At 48.5% G+C, this 17,387-nt stretch carries 15 protein-coding genes; 4 read left to right on the plus strand and 11 right to left on the minus strand.

Going from position 1 to position 17,387, the window contains the following annotated elements; translation table 11 throughout:
* The 3 genes from LZD49_RS22990 to LZD49_RS23000 all read right to left on the minus strand — a co-directional run bounded on the left by LZD49_RS22990 (position 1) and on the right by LZD49_RS23000 (position 3,890).
* Positions 1 to 2,430 carry an ABC transporter permease gene (locus tag LZD49_RS22990; RefSeq protein WP_234670015.1) on the minus strand — a complete coding sequence of 810 codons (2,430 nt, stop codon included), beginning with the start codon at positions 2,428 to 2,430 and terminating at the stop codon, positions 1 to 3.
* Positions 2,431 to 2,443: 13 nt separating this feature from the next.
* Entirely contained in the window at positions 2,444 to 3,052 is a 609-nt protein-coding gene (locus LZD49_RS22995; RefSeq protein WP_234670016.1) for a lipoprotein 17-related variable surface protein, read from the minus strand.
* 160 nt (positions 3,053 to 3,212) lie between these two features.
* Positions 3,213 to 3,890 carry an ABC transporter ATP-binding protein gene (locus tag LZD49_RS23000; RefSeq protein WP_234670017.1) on the minus strand — a complete coding sequence of 226 codons (678 nt, stop codon included), beginning with the start codon at positions 3,888 to 3,890 and terminating at the stop codon, positions 3,213 to 3,215.
* A gap of 108 nt (positions 3,891 to 3,998) precedes the next feature.
* On the opposite strand from LZD49_RS23000, the gene LZD49_RS23005 reads away from it, so the two are divergent.
* A complete protein-coding gene (locus LZD49_RS23005) occupies positions 3,999 to 4,436 on the plus strand; it encodes a four helix bundle protein (protein ID WP_234670018.1) in 438 nt (145 codons plus the stop codon).
* Here the strand turns inward: LZD49_RS23005 and LZD49_RS23010 are convergent.
* Positions 4,387 to 5,634, minus strand: coding sequence for an efflux RND transporter periplasmic adaptor subunit (locus tag LZD49_RS23010; protein ID WP_234670108.1), 1,248 nt, complete (start codon positions 5,632 to 5,634; stop codon positions 4,387 to 4,389). The genes LZD49_RS23005 and LZD49_RS23010 overlap by 50 nt on opposite strands.
* 374 nt (positions 5,635 to 6,008) lie before the next feature.
* On the opposite strand from LZD49_RS23010, the gene LZD49_RS23015 reads away from it, so the two are divergent.
* On the plus strand, positions 6,009 to 7,379 hold the full coding sequence (locus LZD49_RS23015) for a sigma-54 dependent transcriptional regulator (protein ID WP_234670019.1): 1,371 nt from the start codon (positions 6,009 to 6,011) through the stop codon (positions 7,377 to 7,379).
* Between the two features lie 93 nt (positions 7,380 to 7,472).
* Positions 7,473 to 9,419: a glycoside hydrolase family 127 protein gene (locus LZD49_RS23020; RefSeq protein WP_234670020.1), complete on the plus strand. Its 1,947-nt coding sequence runs from the start codon at positions 7,473 to 7,475 to the stop codon at positions 9,417 to 9,419.
* 47 nt (positions 9,420 to 9,466) lie between these two features.
* Here the strand turns inward: LZD49_RS23020 and LZD49_RS23025 are convergent, their stop codons facing one another.
* Positions 9,467 to 10,384 (minus strand): LEA type 2 family protein, encoded by a 918-nt coding sequence (locus LZD49_RS23025; protein WP_234670021.1) that lies wholly within the window; start codon positions 10,382 to 10,384, stop codon positions 9,467 to 9,469.
* 220 nt (positions 10,385 to 10,604) lie between these two features.
* On the opposite strand from LZD49_RS23025, the gene LZD49_RS23030 reads away from it, so the two are divergent.
* Positions 10,605 to 11,147 (plus strand): ferritin-like domain-containing protein, encoded by a 543-nt coding sequence (locus LZD49_RS23030; RefSeq protein WP_234670022.1) that lies wholly within the window; start codon positions 10,605 to 10,607, stop codon positions 11,145 to 11,147.
* 74 nt (positions 11,148 to 11,221) lie between these two features.
* Here LZD49_RS23030 and LZD49_RS23035 read toward each other — a convergent pair whose 3' ends face one another.
* The 6 genes from LZD49_RS23035 to thiE form a co-directional block, all read right to left on the minus strand.
* A complete protein-coding gene (locus LZD49_RS23035) occupies positions 11,222 to 11,797 on the minus strand; it encodes a pyridoxamine 5'-phosphate oxidase family protein (RefSeq protein ID WP_234670023.1) in 576 nt (191 codons plus the stop codon).
* 84 nt (positions 11,798 to 11,881) lie between these two features.
* On the minus strand, positions 11,882 to 12,157 hold the full coding sequence (locus LZD49_RS23040; RefSeq protein ID WP_234670024.1) for a 2TM domain-containing protein: 276 nt from the start codon (positions 12,155 to 12,157) through the stop codon (positions 11,882 to 11,884).
* A 176-nt stretch (positions 12,158 to 12,333) separates the two neighbouring features.
* The gene (locus tag LZD49_RS23045) at positions 12,334 to 14,649 is read right to left on the minus strand and encodes a TonB-dependent receptor (RefSeq protein WP_234670025.1); all 2,316 of its coding nucleotides are present in this window, start codon (positions 14,647 to 14,649) and stop codon (positions 12,334 to 12,336) included.
* 569 nt (positions 14,650 to 15,218) lie between these two features.
* A complete protein-coding gene (gene tenA / locus LZD49_RS23050) occupies positions 15,219 to 15,869 on the minus strand; it encodes a thiaminase II (protein WP_234670026.1) in 651 nt (216 codons plus the stop codon).
* Positions 15,866 to 16,687 (minus strand): bifunctional hydroxymethylpyrimidine kinase/phosphomethylpyrimidine kinase, encoded by an 822-nt coding sequence (gene thiD / locus LZD49_RS23055; RefSeq protein WP_234670027.1) that lies wholly within the window; start codon positions 16,685 to 16,687, stop codon positions 15,866 to 15,868. Before thiD ends, tenA begins: the two co-directional genes overlap by 4 nt.
* Positions 16,688 to 16,714: 27 nt before the next feature.
* Positions 16,715 to 17,377, minus strand: coding sequence for a thiamine phosphate synthase (gene thiE, locus LZD49_RS23060; protein WP_234670028.1), 663 nt, complete (start codon positions 17,375 to 17,377; stop codon positions 16,715 to 16,717).
* Between the last annotated feature and the right edge of the window lie 10 nt (positions 17,378 to 17,387).

Genomic DNA, 17,387 nt, shown 5'->3' on the forward strand with positions numbered 1-17,387 from the left:
TTACTCCGACTTTAACGATTTCACCGGATTCATCAGCGCAGCTTTGACACTCTGGAAACTCACTGTCAGCAGCGCGATAACGATCGCCAGCATCCCTGCCGCCACAAACATCCACCAGGCCAAGTCGACATGGTAGGCAAAATCGCTTAGCCAGTAATTCATTCCGAACCAGGCGATAGGACTGCCGATGACAATGGCTATGACAATCAGTTTTAAAAACTCCTTAGATAACAGTGCGACGATGTTGGTAACACTTGCCCCAAGTACTTTCCGAACGCCAATTTCCTTCGTCCGCCGTTCCGCTGTGAATGCCGATAACCCAAATAACCCAAGGCAGCCAATAATGATCGAAATGGCTGCGAAAGTGATAAAAATCTGTCCTATCCGTTGTTCACTGCGGTAAACGTTATCAAAGTCCTGATCCATGAAACGATAGTTAAATGGCTGGCCAGGAGCCATTTTCTTCCATAAACCCTCCACCTGGTCTACCGTACGTGCAATATCGCCGCCTTTCATCCGGAATACTACGGAGCCACTGCTTTTGTAAAGGATAAGACTTAATGCGCCTATATTCTTGCGCAGTGATTCGAAATGGAAATTTTTTACGACACCAATAATGGTGTAATCGACCCGTTTTTTGAATTCGGCATCCTCGTAACCGAATATCTTCTTACCGACAGGGTCGGCATAACCCAGCACTTTCGCGGCTGCCTCGTTGATGACTATCCCCGTGGAATCCGAGGGAAAACTGTCCTGAAACGCCCGCCCGGATGCCATTTCAAGCCCCATTGTTTTGACAAAATCAAAGTCGACGGCCCACTTTTGCATATTGATCCCCTTGTCCTGCTGCATTTGGCCGACGGGAAAGAATGTATGGTCGGTACGCGAGGAAGGAGTCGGCAGGAAACTGGTCACTGTGCCATTTTCCACATTGGGCAAGTTAAGCACTTCTTCCTTGAAAGCTTTCACCTGTTTATCCAACGCGTAGGCATCGTTAACGATCAGCATCTGATCCTTGTCGAAACCCAATTTTTTGGTTTGGATATAATTCAATTGCCGGTAAATCACGCCCGTACCTACGATGAGCATCACCGAGATCACGAATTGAAATACGACCAATGCATTTCGTAAATAACCGCCTTTGCCTTGAAGTTCGATGCTGTTTTTCAGCACCTTTAATGGCTTAAATGACGAAAGAAAAAAAGCGGGATAGCTGCCGGCAAGGACACCGACTATGCCACCCGTAGATAACAATAGCAGCCAAAACCACACATTTGCGACCGGAAATGCGATTTGCTTGCTGGCCAGGTTGTTGAATAGCGGCAATGAGAGATAGGCAATGAGGATCGCGAGCGCAAGGGAAAAGAAGCTCAGCATCACAGATTCCGTCAGAAACTGACCGACCAGTGAAGAGCGCTCCGAACCCAATGCTTTGCGGACGCCTACTTCCTTTGCACGGTTCGCAGAACGCGCCGTGGCAAGGTTCATAAAGTTTACACAAGCGATAGCCAGGAGAAAAACGGCTACGACCGCAAAAATATATACGTACTGTATGTTGCCATTCGCATTGATTTCCGCTGTACGATCGGAATGCAAGTGAATATCTTTCAGCGGCATCAATGTGTACACCAGGTAATTACCCGATTTGCGGACCTCATCCAGCGACGAACCCATAAATCCCTTAATCCATTCGGACACATATTTTTGCAGCACAGTTTCGAAATTCTTTTCGAACTGTTTCGCATCAGTACCTTCCCTGAATAATAGATAAGTGTTAAAATTGTGGCTACCCCAGGTATTCCGGCGACTTTCTTCCGTGGAGCTCATTGAAAGCAGCATGTTCACATTACGCATATGCGACTGCTCGGGAATATCCTGCATGACGCCCGTAACCGTGTAAGTGACGCTGTTGTCCAATGTCAATGGCTTACCCATCGGATTGGCATTTCCGAAATACTTTTTAGCGTCCGTCGCCGAAATAACAACCGTGAATGGATTACGCAACGCAGAGCTCGCATCGCCTTGCAGCAATGGAACCGAAAAAACCTTGAAAAATGTGGAATCGACATAGAAAACATGGTCTTCTTTGAGATTCTCGATCGCATCCGCCCGCCGCACAAGCTGACTCCCATTCTCCCGCATCCGGACAACCTGTTCGATCTGCGGGTAGTCTTTTTTCATTGTAAATGCAAGCGGATCGGGCGCTACCGCGAGCGACATATCGGCGCCGCCAAAACGGATATCTGCATTGACCCGGTAAATACGGTCGGCATTAGTGAATGAACGGTCATAACTAAGCTCGTCCACCACATAAAGCGTAATGAGCAGGCAACTCGCCAGCCCCAATGACAAACCGAATATGTTCAGAAACGAGTAAAACTTGTGCTTACGCAGATTCCGCCAGGCAATTTTCAGATAGTTTTGTAGCATTACTTCAAGCTTTTTACATTTCCATGCCCTTACCAGGCAAGCCTATTTCGCTTTCAAACTTTTCAATAACCCTCAACCGATCCTTCTCCGATTTTTCAGCCGCATTGACTGTTTTTTCGTAGATATATTCCTCGCCATCTTTCATAAAGCGGTATTTAATAAACATTTCCCCCGTTTCAGAATTGAACCGAACGTGCTTAGAAAAACCCTTCGAATCGTTGGAAACAGGTTCTTTGATAAACCCTTTGCCCGACGAGATCATTTCTGCATTCACTTCGTTGGATGAAAATGCCATAGGCTCCGGCTCGGCTGGTGGCACTGGCGGCTTCGGAGTCACCACGGCAACAGATTCTTTGCAAGCCGCTTTGGGTGCCGGCAAATCGAGGTTACCTTCTGCAATGGAAGACAGCACGCGCTCGCGCAATGCCTCTCGGTCTTCCTTGCTGATGCCATCTACGTCAAATGTCTTGCTGAAATCGATTTCCTTGCCATCAAGCGTTCCGGATACTTTGATCGAGAGCTTCTTGCCGTCATCATCGATGCTCCGGCTGAGGTAGGATCTTTTTTGGGCGATGGCCAGCGTGCTTACGCCGACCAATAGGATGGTTAAGATTTTCTTCATGGTTAGATTTGGCATATTGTTCAAACTAGCTCTGGCCGGGGGCTCCTTGCCTGGGTATCCAGCCGGGGTTCGGCACTCCACATTGCATTCCAAGGGGCATTACCCCTGCATTCAATTCCCTGCTATGAAGCCGCGCTAGTTGCCAATAGCCGGAAGTTCTCTAAACATGTATTTTCTCAGTCACGATCTTACCGTCGAATAGGTTTACAATGCGGTGTGCAAAACCGGCGTCATAGGGCGAGTGCGTTACCATCAGGATGGTGGTTCCGGCCCCATTGAGCTGGCTGAGCAGGTTCATTACTTCTTCTCCGTTTTTCGAATCGAGGTTACCCGTAGGCTCATCGGCCAGGATTGTCTTGGGAGTTGCTACTACCGCGCGGGCGATGGCCGTACGTTGCTGCTGACCACCCGAAAGCTGTTGCGGAAAGTGGTTACGGCGGTGCATCATATTCATGCGGGTCAATGCAGCCTCTACTTTCTCCTTGCGCTCTGCCGGAGGGGTTTTGAGGTACAGCAATGGCAGCTCGACGTTCTCATAAACTGTCAGTTCGTCGATCAGGTTAAAGCTCTGGAACACGAAACCAATGTTTCCTTTACGAATCTGCGCACGCTGGCGTTCCGACATTTTGCCCACCTCCGTGCCATAGAACTCGTAGGATCCGTCACTGGGGTTATCTAGCAAACCGAGGATGTTCAGCAAAGTCGATTTTCCACAACCGGAAGGTCCCATAATAGCGACAAATTCGCCATCCTTCACTTCCATGTCGATACCATTGAGGGCAGTTGTTTCTACTTCTTCGGTAGAAAACACCTTGTGCATGTTGTTAATTTTGATCATTGTTTTAGGCGTTGGAGGAAAGGGAGGAAGGTGGAAGGGGAAAATGGTTATTATTGCCCTTATCTTTCATCAATCCTGTTAGTTATGTCAAAGTGAAAATTTGAAGATTTGAAGGTTTGGCAGGATGGGATCAACTTATCCATCCATATTTATCAGACGCTCGACATGTGCCGGGATTTCAGTATCAAGGATCAGATGTGCCGAGCTGCTGTATCGGTTCCGTCTAACATGGCTGAGGGTTTCGAGCATCATTCTAACAAAGAGTTTATACGTTTTTTAAGAATTGCAAAACAAGCTTCCGGCGAACTGCGAAACCAAATTTATATCGCTATCGGGACGGGCTTGGTCAGTCAGGAAAAAGGAACAGAACTCATCTCCAAAACCCGCCACCTATCCGCCATGATCCAAAACCTTATCAAAATAAGAGAAACAAACTTCGAAGGACCAAGCTACTCACCGTTCCTCCCCTTCCCTTCATCCCCCCTTTCCTCCCTATTTAAAATTCGAGGACTTCATTATCTCCAAAGTTCTCATAAGAGCTGGTGATGACTTTTTCACCTGGTTTCAGACCTTCGAGCACTTCGAAATATTCAGGGTTTTTGCGGCCTAGTGTGATTTTACGTTTCGCGGCGCGTTTACCGCCGTCACCTATCACATATACCCAGTTTCCGCCAGTTTCGGAGAAGAAGCCTCCCACAGGCAATAATGTAGCTTGCGATGGCTGGCCGAGTTGCAGACGGATCGGTGCTGACTGGCCTCTTTTGATCAGTTCAGGCGCGCCTTTGTCGAACTGCATATCTACTTCGAAACGACCGCTCAATACCTCAGGATAAATCTTAATGATTTTCAGACCATAATCCTTGGCATTGAACTCCATAGACCCCTGCAAGCCCGCAAAAATCCGTGAAATGTAGTGTTCGTCCACAGAAACCCGCATTTTAAAGCCGTTCAGGTCGTCAATCTGGCCAATGTTCTGTCCCTGGTTAATGTTTGAACCGACTTCCACATTCATGGATGACAGCAAACCTGAAACCGGCGCTTTCACTACAAGGTTATCCAAAGTCTGGCGCCACAGGCTTACGTTTCTCTGCGTGCTTGCCAACGTGCCTTCCAGTTGCGTAATCTGCATTTTGGCGTTTTCTTCCTGGTATTTCTGCGATTCGATCTCGATCTCACGTTGTCTTACCAGCTTTTCATAGTCACGCTTGGTTTTCAGATAATCGGCTTCCGGAATGACCTTGTCTTTAAAAAGCTTTACATTTCTTTCGTGAGCGTCCTTCGCCTGATCGAGCTGGAAATCCAGGTCGCTCAAAGTCTTTTGTAGTGTAAAGCGCGCCACTTTCAGGTTCTGCCTGGTATTTTGAAGGTCGTTTACCAAACGGCTGGCCTCAGTTTCCGATTGGAGGAAGCTCAGTTTCAGGTTCTGGTTTTCCAGGCGGAGAAGTACATCTCCCTGTTTCACCATATTACCACCTTCGATGAGTTTTTCAGTAACATAACCACCCACGATCGCATCGAGCTGAATGGTTTTGAGTGGCTGAACCACACCGGTCACGACAATAAATTCGTCGAACTTCCCTTGTTTGACCTCCGATATGGTCAATTTATCCTGCTCCACATTCAGCTTGCTCCGTTTATCGGCAAAGACGAACTGGTATATCAGGAAAGCTGCCAGCAGAACGCTCCCGCCAATGATGCTGATGCGTTTGGTATTCCAGAATTTCTTGGGTTTGACTCGGTCCATTGTTGATCCTCCGGAAAATCCGTTGTTGGTGCCAGTCGAGTTAGGTGTCTTAACTTCCATTATATGTTAGTGATTGAGTTCGCTTTTGTATTTGGCTCTTATAATCCAATCACTATGCCAAAGAAGAGATAGACAACTAATCGTCTGAAAATCAATATAATTAATATTAATACTATTACAAACCCTGTCCGTTATCGGACAAACTTGTTCGGGCGCGGACAAGGCATTCTAACGACCTTTTTAAGGTAAAATAGTGACATTTTAGCTTGTTAGGAAATAATATTTCAAATTGCGTCCTTATCTTGACAAACAATTCCACGAAGTCCTTATCCCGGCAGTGTTAACCCGCCTGCGCACCACCAGAAAGAACAGCCATGCTACTATCAGAAGCCAAGATCCTGATTATCGACGACGATGTTGACGTGCTAAGTGCCGCCAAACTTTTACTGAAACGCCACGCCAAGGCCGTCGACATTGAGAAGAACCCCCAAAAACTGCCATTCCTCGTAACAAACGGAGATTATAGCCTGATTTTACTCGATATGAACTTTACCCGGGACGTCAACAGCGGCCGGGAAGGTTTCCATTGGCTCGACCGCATTCTGGATATCAATCCCGCCGCGAAAGTAATCATGATCACTGCTTACGGCGATATTGAAATGGCGATCCGCGCGATTAAATCCGGGGCGATCGACTTTGTACTCAAACCATGGGAAAACGACAAACTGCTGACGACGATCAGCACGGCGCTCGAAGGCGGTAAGGACAAAGTGGTGCCGGTGGCGGAAGAAAAAGCCAAAGACGATAACAAGAAGAACAACAAAGTCGCCTCAGACACCATTGTAGCGACGAGCGAGAGCATGCGCCAGGTATTGCTAACAACGGAACGTGTAGCCTCTACCGATGCCAACGTGCTTATTTTAGGAGAAAACGGTACAGGTAAAACGCAGCTCGCAAAACACCTTCACCAGCATTCCAAGCGCGCCGATAAGCCATTCGTAGCCGTCGACCTGGGCGCTATCAGCGAAACGCTCTTCGAAAGCGAGCTCTTCGGGCACGTGAAAGGCGCATTTACCGACGCGAAGGAAGACCGTGCCGGCCGATTTGAAGAAGCCAAAGGCGGCACCATCTTCCTCGACGAGATCGGCAACCTCACATTGCCGCTTCAGGCCAAGCTGCTTACCGTCATTCAGGAGCGCAAAGTAACCCGTGTGGGCTCCAACAAACCCATTGCGCTCGACGTCCGCCTCGTTTGCGCGACGAATATGAATATCGAAAAGATGGTCTCCGAAAAGACCTTCCGCCAGGATCTGCTATACCGTGTCAATACCATCGAGCTCGAATTACCCCCCCTGCGTGAACGGCCCGAGGACATCAGCGCGCTGGCTGACTATTACCTTAAACAATACGCCAAGAAATACAACCGCCCCGTCAACGACATCAGCAATGCATTGGTGAAGAAAATGCAGCAGTACAACTGGCCGGGCAATATCCGTGAGCTGCAACATGCCGTGGAGCGTGCAGTGATCCTTTCGCAGGAAAAAACTTTGCAACCTGATGACCTTTTCCTCAAAAGTTCGGCTGGCCAACCTGCCACCGCTACTGGCTTCGACCTCGAAGACATGGAAAAAACGATGATCATCAAGGCGCTAAAACGTTTCAACGGAAACATCACCGACGCGGCCCGTGAGCTGGGACTCAGCCGCGCAGCCCTTTACCGACGGATGGAAAAATACGGTCTGTAACACGCTCACGACCGCACGGAAGTACAAACTTGGCATGTTTTTTGGGTCAAAATCGAATGACAAGCACAACTGCATTCCAACTTTTTACTTCCGATGACTAAATCGATTCCTATATTCATTCTCGTTTTTTTCTCCCATTTCCTGTTTGCACAAAGCGGCAACATCAAGCCAGTACCGCTCAAAAACATCAAGACCACACAAGGTTTCTGGCATGACCGTATTGAAATAGCGCGGGCGGTAACCATTCCCCATGCATTACACCAATGCGAAGAATCCGGTCGTTTCGACAACTTCGCGGTGGCAGGCGGATTAAAAAAAGGCACATTCAAAGGGGCCCGATTTGACGATTCGGATGTTTTCAAAGTAGTCGAAGGCGCTTCCTATGTACTTCAAAATCAATACGATCCCAAACTGGATCACTACCTCGACAGCCTGATCACGCTTTTCGCAGCTGCGCAGGAACCCGACGGCTATCTTTACACGATCCGGACCATCAACAAAGACACGACCGGCTCCTTCGACTGGATCGCCGGGCCTTACCGCTATTCTTTCGAGAATGGTAGCCACGAATTGTACAATGCCGGCCATTTATACGAAGCCGCGGTGGCGCATTACGAAGCAACCGGCAAAAAGAACTTGCTGAATGTCGCCATCAAAAATGCTGATCATTTAGTCAAAACTATTGGTCCCAAACCCGGGCAAATGGTGGTCGTTCCCGGGCATGAGGAAACGGAGCTCGCGTTGATACGCCTTTACAGGGTCACCGGCAAAAAAGAATACCTTGATCTTTCCAAATTCCTCATCGACATGCGTGGCCGTTCCGACAAGCGTACACTTTTCCTTGATGAGCACAAACTCGGCCCTTCCTACTTCCAGGATCAGGTGCCTTTCGTACGCCAGCGCGAAGCCGTGGGGCATGCAGTACGGGCGCAATACCTGTATACGGGCGTCGCCGACCTTCTCACCCTGAAACCCGACCCCAAAAATGAGGCAGCAGTGCACGCCATTTGGGATGATGCAACTCACCACAAACAATATATAACCGGCGGAGTAGGCGCCCGGGAAGACGGCGAAGCATTTGACAAACCTTATATTTTGCCGAATGACAATGCATATGCCGAAACCTGCGCCGCCATCGCGAACATGCTTTGGAACCATAAAATGTACCTGCTCACCGGTGAGGCGAAGTATATGGACGTTTTCGAACGCGTACTATACAATGGCTTTTTGGGTGGCATGGGCGTGAAGGGCAATTCTTTTTTTTATGTTAACCCAATGTCTTCCAATGGCAAAAATGATTTTAACAGAGGCTCAGGAGCTGTAAGACATGAGTGGTTCGGAACGGCGTGCTGCCCCAGTAATGTATCGCGTTTTTTGCCTTCGATGCCGGCCTATATGTACGCAACGAGAGGTAATGCATTAATTATTAATCTATTTGGCGACACAAAATCTAAAATTACGCTTCCAAATACGCCGGTTCAGGTTACGCAGCAAACACAATATCCCTGGCAAGGAAACATCCGCATTAGCATTGATCCCGAAAAGAGTGCCACATTTCCACTCCATATCCGCATTCCCGGCTGGGCCACAGGACAGGCAATTCCCGGCGATTTATACAGCTATCAGGATAAGCTCGTCAAGCCAGTCGGCGTGATTATTAATGGTAAAAAAGAAGAATCAGCCATTGAAAACGGCTATTTGAAACTCAACCGGAGCTGGAAAAAAGGTGATGTGATTGAATTATCGCTCGATATGCCAGTGAGAAAAGTTCTTGCGAATGAAAAACTAAAAAGTAACGTCGGCAAGGTCGCGATCGAGCGCGGGCCGGTACTTTACTGTGCAGAAGGACATGATAATGGCGGAAAGGCGCTCTCTATCAAAATGTCCGGCACCGAGGACTTCACACCAGTGTTCCAAAAGGAAATGCTCGGCGGAATTAACACATTGAAATCGAAAGAAGGAAATATCACGCTGATTCCTTATTACGCCTGGGCCAATCGCGGCGCCAACGAAATGACCATCTGGTTTGACAAACTATAACGTATTAAAAAAGACGGGCAATGCCGGTTACCAGCATTGCCCGAACACTATTTCTTTCCCAGATTCTTCTGAAAAGTCTCAATATCCTTCAATTCCCCATCCATAATCAGGTTCATCTCGCTACCGTCAAGCACCTCGCTTTCCGATCTGATTTTACTTTTGAAATAGAACGTAAACGGCAATTCCTTCCCTTTGCCGATCATCTGTACTCCGGCTTTGATTACTTTCCCCAAGCTTACCGAAAGCGGAATTTCGTAAACGTCTTTACTTTTAGCTTTCACCTGAGTAATGCCGGTCACAGCTCCCTCGGCGAACCTTTTCTGTTTACCTAAATCCATTACATATTTCGGATTTTCAAATTTTATTGAAAAAGCATTCCGGTTCTTGACCTCGATCTTAATGATAATATCTGCTTCCTTTAAGCCCAGCTTCTTTACATCATAACCAGCCAATTTTACCTGCGGCAAACGATATAATGGCAGCCGTTTGTCCATTTTCAACACAAGGGAGTCTTTCCCCAAAAATGGTTTTTCAAAGTGCATGGTAGTTTCAAATTGGTAGTCAACACTATCGTTGCCTTTGCCGGCTGCCTCCTCGCCTTCATCGCGCAAATTACCGATCTTGATTTTAACAGGTAATGTCAAGAGTGAACTGTCGGTCGCCTCGATATTCAACGCTTTGCCATATTGGTCTTCAACAATTGTCTTGCCGTTCATCCTGACGGCGTAATTGAACTTTTTCAAATTCATTCCAACGGGCAATGGATTGTGAATAAGCGCTTTAAGTTCCATTTTAATGGTACTGTCCGTGACGTCGCTGATGCGGGCAATGCTCATGTCTACGCGCGGCTTCAATCCGGAAACCGGGTTTGGATCACTCTTTTTGAGGAAATACCAGATTGCGAATGCTAATGCGGCTATCGATATCACGATGACGAGCCATTTGGATATTCCTTTGCTTTTCATTGGTGTCGTTCGGTTGATCCCAATGACTATTCAAAAAGCATTCCCACCCCTTCCCAACGCTCACCCCACGTATATGTGTAGGAATATCTTCATCCGCTGCCCATACAATTGCCTCAAACGAGGTTTACACCTTGGTACAGAATTTTAACAGCAGTGCAGCAATCGAATGGCGATCGCCATTGCAAGTCAACAAAACCACGACCATTAAAACTTTATTGAGATGAAAGCGACTAAAAGCAAAAAACCAACCAAACAGATTACAGAGACGGATAGCACCAAATTAAAAGAGTTATTTGTCGACGGCCTGAAAGATATCTATTGGGCAGAAAAGAATTTGGCCAAAGCGTTGACAAAGATGTCTAAAAACGCGACTTCGGAGGAATTAAAAGCAGCATTCGAACAGCATACTACCGAAACTGAGGAACACGCAAAAGTCCTGGAACAGGTATTCGAAAGAATCGGCGAAAAAGCACAGGCGAAAAAATGTGCCGCTATGGAAGGGCTGATCGAAGAAGCGAACGAGATCATCGAAAGCACTGAAAAAGGAACAATGGTGCGTGATTGCGGACTTATTATGGCTGCACAGAAAGTAGAGCATTACGAAATCGCATCTTATGGCACATTGCGCAACATCGCGCGCACGCTAGGACATGCCGAAGTGGCCGATTTGCTGCAACAAACACTGGATCAGGAAGGTGAAACCGATCACAAGCTCACGGAACTGGCAGAGGCCTACGTGAATGAGGAAGCAAGTGTAGAATAGAGGCTTCTGCCTTTTATAAAAGTAGAGAGGCGAGCGGGAAACCCGTTCGCCTCTTTTACATTCAATACATACATCTACACCAGATTCAACTTGCCGTGATCCCCTCCGTCCGGTGTGCTGCCGGTAATCACTGCTTTGAGCATCGAAAAGAATACGATCATTTTGGAAGAAGTACTATCCCAATAAGCCGCTTCCTGTGTTGTAACCCTGAGAACAACCAGATCCGGATCGTCTTTTCCGCCCGGAAACCAGGCTTTCGACATCAGATTCCACAGTTCTTCTTTGCGGTGCTCGCTTTCAACGACCGACGCAGTACCTGAAACACTCAGGTAAGTATTATTTTTCGGGTCCGAGTAAATTAACGTCACCGGGTCGCCAAGCCGGGCATTGCCATGCTGGGCAGCTCCATGCGGGGCATTGCCATGCGGGGCATCTCCTTGCCAGGCATTGCCATGCGGGGCATCTCTCAGAAGGTCGGTATGACGGCTTGTAAAAAACCAGATATTGCCTTCAACGTCGATATCCAGGGTGGTCATCGGCCTCGACACGATCCGGCCATCCTCGTACGTCGTGTACATACAGAACCGGATATCCTCCGCCAGCGATTTCAGTTTTTTAATAGCCTGATTATCTTCAAAATCCTTTTCCATAACGATTGTTTTAGATCTGTTGAAATGTTGGTTTCAACCAAAATATGTAAAACAACCGTTCCAAGAATTTAAAGAAGAGCCGGTTTAGCCGCGGATCAGTTTTTCGTACTCCCTTTCCGTCAATGCCTTCTCATCCAGGCCAGTATATGCGGTGAAGTAATGCGTTACCAACCCGATTCCCCAACCAAGCATCGGAAATATCGGCCATGGGAACACATTATGCTCCACAACTGGAAAGGCCGAAACGAGGTATATCAACCACAGGCCCGCATTCACGATCAGGTAGGTGCGTAAATGCATTTTGAAACCGGCTCTCTTTTTTGCTTTCCTCCAAAGAAATTCGTTGCGCGGCGTTTCCATGATGCTGTTAGTTTAAGGTTATTTTAAATGCTTTTGTTAAGCTCTTAACTGATTGTCTTTCAGTTAAGATATTTAAATGTAACCCCAACTTTCAAAGCCCGCTAACCTTTCCCGACGGAGTGCGGGATTCCCCGGACGAAGGGCATTATTTACCAGACAAAGCGGAAGCGCCAAACCTAAAATTCCAGACGGTAATTCAGTATCGGCAGCAGACCAGTTTGCGTAATCAATTTCACACGATCTTCCTTCTTATTATAGTAGCGGTCCAATGCATTCAGCCGATTGGTGGCGTTCTGGATATCCAGGGAAATGGTCGACGTCGTGCGCTTTTTGTTTTTGGTATAACTCACACGTAGATCGGTGCGGAAATAGCCAGGCAGTTGTTCCGAATAGCTGCGTGACCAATCGCGTTCCGTACGGCCCTTTTCTCTTGATTTTTCAAGATCAATCGGTGTGGTGCGGTTACCACCTGCCGCCAGGAGCTTGATATTAGCTGCGAAAATGTTCGTTTTGTTCTTCCCAACCCGCCATTCCTTCCCGGCCAGGAAGTTCTGCACGTATTTGCCGTTGAAGCGGCTATCCCGCTCGATACCGTCGCGGCCGGTGTATTTGGACTGGTACAAAGATGTCGTACTCATCAGATAGATACCTGCGGTCAGCGACTTTTCAACCGTCAGTTCCACCCCATAGCTCCGACCCTTTCCATCGCTGGTCAGTGAATCGCTTACAAATCCGCTGATTTCGTTCAGTTGTGAATTGTGCAACAGGTAAGGGGTCGTCGTATTCGCGGGGCCGATCGGGATGTTATAATGATGCTGGTAGTAAGTCTCCGTCAGTATCCGCCAGCTAGCGGACGGACGGAATTCATAACCCGCCACCAAATGCGCCGATTTGGTTAGTTTCAGATTTTTATTGAGTAAATCCGTTTTGCCATCCAACACTTTCACCTGTGCGAAATACGTCGAAATAGATTCTGTTTTGCTATGTAGGCCTGCACCGAAACTTACCGTCGAACGCGGCGTAACCGACCATCTCACACCCGCACGCGGCTCGATCGAATACCGGTTGTTCAGCGCCAGCAGCATGCCGTGCAATCCCGCATTCAAGGTAACGGTAGGTGTTAAACGCGACTTCCATTGCGCGTAAGCCTGAAAGAGCTGCGTACTACCTTTCCGGTCTACGTTGATTTCATACGGCCCGTCCTCATTATCCTTATCGTAGAGGTTGAAATCCAGGTGATTAATAATCACACCCAGGCGCACTGTGTTGCGTGCATTGAGTTTGTAATTGTATAAAGAAGAAATTCTTAATGCCTGATTGACAAATTTTTGCTGATAGGTCGCGTCGGTATTCTTGTCGTAAAAATCACCCGTCTGGCTTGTGGCCGAATAGGAGACAATATGCTCCATATACGATTTGTTATTGATATAGCGCATATAATTCACCCCAGCCATCCCGCGGTTCGACTTAAACTTTTCCCTGAAATCGTCGTCATCAACTTTTGAAGTACTGAGTCCACCGGCGCCCCAGACGCTCACCACCACCTTGTCGTCGTAAGGAATATATACTTTGAAAGCGCCATCCTGAAAATCAATCGAAGCATCGCCATTAAGGTTAACGCCGATCTTATTAAGTACGGAAAGAGTAGAATAGCGGTAATTGGCCAGATAAGAAGCACCGCCTTTGGGACCAATGGGCCCTTCCGCAGCAAAGTCAAGTCCAAGAATTCCCGCCTGCAATGCGTATTCGCGTTTTTCATTATTTCCTTTTCTGAGTTTAAGGTCAAAAACACCGGATGTAGCATTGCCGTATTCTGCCGGGAAGGCACCGGTCAAAAAATCGGAATTACCCAACACATTGGCACTCAATGCACTCACGCCCCCGCCGCTCGCACCTTCCTGCGCAAAATGGTTCGGGTTAGGGATTTCGACGCCCTCCATCCGCCAGAGCATGCCTTTGGGACTGTTACCTCTGATCACCAGTTGGTTGTTGCCGTCATCGTTCGTGGCAACACCGGCAAACGACATCGCCATACGCGCCGGGTCGCTCACCGAGGCGGCAAAACGCTTCGTTTGATCGACGGTAAAAGAACGGCCGCTCACGCTGACCATGTCGTTCAGCGGCGCGCCATTCTCCTTCTGCGCCTTCACAACAACCTCATTCAATGCACGAAACGATTCTGTGAGCTTGATATTCAGCTCAACCTCTTTTCCGGAGCCAACATTGATTTCCTGCAAAAAGGCATCATCATAGCCCATGCTGCTAATTTTAACAGAATGGCGGCCGACGGGCACCTTTTCGATCCGAAAGTTACCCTCGGTGTCGGTCACGCCACCAATAATAGGTGTCACGCTAGTTATAATCACATTGGCTCCGATCACAGGCTGCTGCGATTCGGTATCGACGACGCGTCCTTTAACGGTCTGGGCGGGTTGGGCAAAAGCCAGGGCACTCATGGCCCCGGCCATTAAGGTCAAGATAAATTTTTTCATGGCTGGTTGTTTTGTAATTCTGACAACTCAGTGATGCGGTACCCTAAGAAAATGGGAAAAAAAATTTGAGCGGGAGATTTCTTGACCGCCGAGTGCGGTATGATGGACGGGATGCTTGATGACCATGGACGATAGACTATGGACCATGAATCTGAGGATGGCGGTTTGTCAGCGGTCAGCGGTATGGTAGGCGGAGTGCTCGGTGACCATGGACGATAGACCATGGACCATGAATGCGCCGATGGCGGTTTGTCAGCGATCAGCGGTATGGTAGGCGAAGTGCTTGATGACCATGGACGATAGACTATGGACCATGAATGTGAGGATGGCGGTTTGTCAGCGGTCAGCGATATGGTAGGCGAAGTGCTTGATGACCATGGACGATAGACCATGGACCATGAATCTGAGGATGGCGGTTTGTCGCTGGCTAGTCGGAAATGGTCAGATATGGGCAATAGGGAAAAACGCTGAATTTCCTTCGTCATCAAAGAACCATGGTCTATCCTCAATGGTCTACGGTCTATGGTCTCGCACTCGCACTCGGCGGTCAGCACGCGGCGGTCATCCCCCTACACCTTCCACTCCTCCAACCGATAAGCACTATCCCAAAACACATATTCCAGCTTCGAAGCAGTTACATACGCCTCGGCCATTTTGGCTCGTGTGGCATCTGATGCATGCTCGGCAAGCTGGTCGCAAATATCCAGCGCCTTTTGCACGGAATGGGCGAAATCTTCACCTGCGTAGGCGTTGATCCAATTTTGGTAGGGATTAGGTGTCGTCTGATTGGCGTAAATGTAGTCGCCGATTTGCTTATAAATCCAGAAACAGGGCAGCAATGCCGCAACCGTCACTTCGTACGATTCGAATGCGCTGACGGCCATTAGATAGTTGGTATAGGCAAAACAACCAGGCGCTTTGCCCGACTGATAATCAATGACATATTCTTTGAAATAGCTCAAATGCAATGCCCTCTCCACCAGGATGGCATTTTGGGCGAATTGGAGGAAATCGAGCAATTCGTGGCTGTTTCCCGCCTTTGTTCCGGCTACGGCCAGCGCCCGCGCAAAATCGGCGAGGTAGAGGGAATCCTGATAAATATAAAACTTGAACTTTTCAAGCGGTAAGGTGCCCTCTTTCAGTTCCTGATTAAAGGGATGCAGTCGAATTTTTTCAAATATTGGCAACGCCCCGGCCCAAAGCAGGTCAGTGAACTTCATGATAGAATTTGCATGGAAAGTGGTGAAAAAGAATGATTCAGCGGGCCAGGGCCGTGGCCTGTGATCACATCCTTCCCCGCCCTGATCGCCCCGGCAATGTAATCCTTCGCAAAAATGATCGACTCGGCCAGCGAATTGCCCCTTGCAGCGTAAGTCGCGATGGCCGACGACAGTGTGCAACCGGTGCCGTGGACGTTTCGGCTATCGATGTAGTCCGATTCGAGGATCAATACTTCCTGTCCTTGCTGCGCAAGCACGTCATAAATAGTGGCACCGATCAGATGTCCCCCTTTCAGTAACACGGCTCTACATCCTTTCTCCACCATTTGAATTGCGGCACCTTTCATCGCTGCCGCCGTACGTATCTGTCCGCCAAGCAGAATTTCCCCTTCGTCAAGATTAGGGGTAATGAGATCCACCCGCGGAAAAAGCTCGTTCCAAAGCACCGAAACGGTTTCATCCCGGATCAGTTTTGAACCGCTGGTAGACACCATTACCGGGTCAAAAACCACAAAACCAGGTTTAAACCGGTCGAGTATTTGCGCAATCACCTCTGCCACTTCCACTGTATTGACCATCCCGATCTTCACCGCGTCGATGGTGATATCTTCAAATACAGCCTCCAACTGTTCCTGTAAAAACGCCGGAGGTACCGGGTGGATGGCCCGCACGCCCTGCGTATTCTGGGCGGTAAGAGCGGTAATGGCCGAGGTTCCGAAGGCGCCCAATGCCGCGATGGTTTTCAAATCGGCCTGGATACCGGCGCCCCCTCCGCTATCGGATCCGGCAATGGTCAGTACAGTAGGATAACGCTTCATGTTGGATGTTTTTTAGGTCACGAATTGTCAGATCTGGTCAGGAGTTGTTTGCAGCCGCCATAACATCGATCCCTGGATAATTTTTTTAAGCTCCCTCGCAGCTTCCTGCGGCGACGGCGCGCTGCATATGGCCGACACCACAGCTATGCCAGTTGCGCCATGCTGCACAGCCTCTCGCGCATTGCCTGCGTGAAGCCCGCCAATAACAACCAGCGGATGCCTGCTGTTTTGCCTAGCCCATTGCAACCCTTCAATTTCCCATGGTTGCTCAATGTCGCTTTTCGTAGATGTTGCGAACAATGGGCTTACGGCAAGATACGACAAGTTCCAATGCTCCGCTTCCTGCAACTGCAACTGGTTTTCAGCTGATAATCCGATGATTTTCCCCTCACCCAGCAACCGGTAGGCGATTGGGAACGGCATATCGCTTTGCCCGATATGGACGCCGTCGGCATCAACAGCCAATGCGACATCGATCCGGTCGTTGATGATCAACGGCACATTATAAGGTTCCAATAGGTTCTTCAAGCGCTTCGCGCGATCGATAAATGCCCGGGTAGAAAGCGATTTCTCCCGCAACTGCACCATCGTCACACCTCCAATGACAGCCTCTTCCACTACCCAGTAGAAATCACGACCAAGGCATGCCGCTTCGTCGGTGACAAGGTATAGTTCGAGATTGGAATTCATTTTCGTTGGG

The sequence above is a fragment of the Dyadobacter sp. CY261 genome (genome assembly GCF_021440085.1).
Lineage (GTDB): Bacteria > Bacteroidota > Bacteroidia > Cytophagales > Spirosomataceae > Dyadobacter.

Excerpts from the sequence above, each read along its gene's own strand:
- LZD49_RS23010 (WP_234670108.1), bottom strand. The coding sequence starts at position 5,634 with ATGGACCGAGTCAAACCCAAGAAATTCTGGAATACCAAACGCATCAGC.
- LZD49_RS23030 (WP_234670022.1), top strand. The coding sequence starts at position 10,605 with ATGAAAGCGACTAAAAGCAAAAAACCAACCAAACAGATTACAGAGACG.
- tenA (WP_234670026.1), bottom strand. The coding sequence starts at position 15,869 with ATGAAGTTCACTGACCTGCTTTGGGCCGGGGCGTTGCCAATATTTGAA.
- LZD49_RS23020 (WP_234670020.1), top strand. The coding sequence starts at position 7,473 with ATGACTAAATCGATTCCTATATTCATTCTCGTTTTTTTCTCCCATTTC.
- LZD49_RS23015 (WP_234670019.1), top strand. The coding sequence starts at position 6,009 with ATGCTACTATCAGAAGCCAAGATCCTGATTATCGACGACGATGTTGAC.
- LZD49_RS23045 (WP_234670025.1), bottom strand. The coding sequence starts at position 14,649 with ATGAAAAAATTTATCTTGACCTTAATGGCCGGGGCCATGAGTGCCCTG.
- thiE (WP_234670028.1), bottom strand. The coding sequence starts at position 17,377 with ATGAATTCCAATCTCGAACTATACCTTGTCACCGACGAAGCGGCATGC.
- LZD49_RS22995 (WP_234670016.1), bottom strand. The coding sequence starts at position 3,052 with ATGAAGAAAATCTTAACCATCCTATTGGTCGGCGTAAGCACGCTGGCC.
- LZD49_RS22990 (WP_234670015.1), bottom strand. The coding sequence starts at position 2,430 with ATGCTACAAAACTATCTGAAAATTGCCTGGCGGAATCTGCGTAAGCAC.
- LZD49_RS23025 (WP_234670021.1), bottom strand. The coding sequence starts at position 10,384 with ATGAAAAGCAAAGGAATATCCAAATGGCTCGTCATCGTGATATCGATA.
- thiD (WP_234670027.1), bottom strand. The coding sequence starts at position 16,687 with ATGAAGCGTTATCCTACTGTACTGACCATTGCCGGATCCGATAGCGGA.
- LZD49_RS23035 (WP_234670023.1), bottom strand. The coding sequence starts at position 11,797 with ATGGAAAAGGATTTTGAAGATAATCAGGCTATTAAAAAACTGAAATCG.
- LZD49_RS23040 (WP_234670024.1), bottom strand. The coding sequence starts at position 12,157 with ATGGAAACGCCGCGCAACGAATTTCTTTGGAGGAAAGCAAAAAAGAGA.
- LZD49_RS23000 (WP_234670017.1), bottom strand. The coding sequence starts at position 3,890 with ATGATCAAAATTAACAACATGCACAAGGTGTTTTCTACCGAAGAAGTA.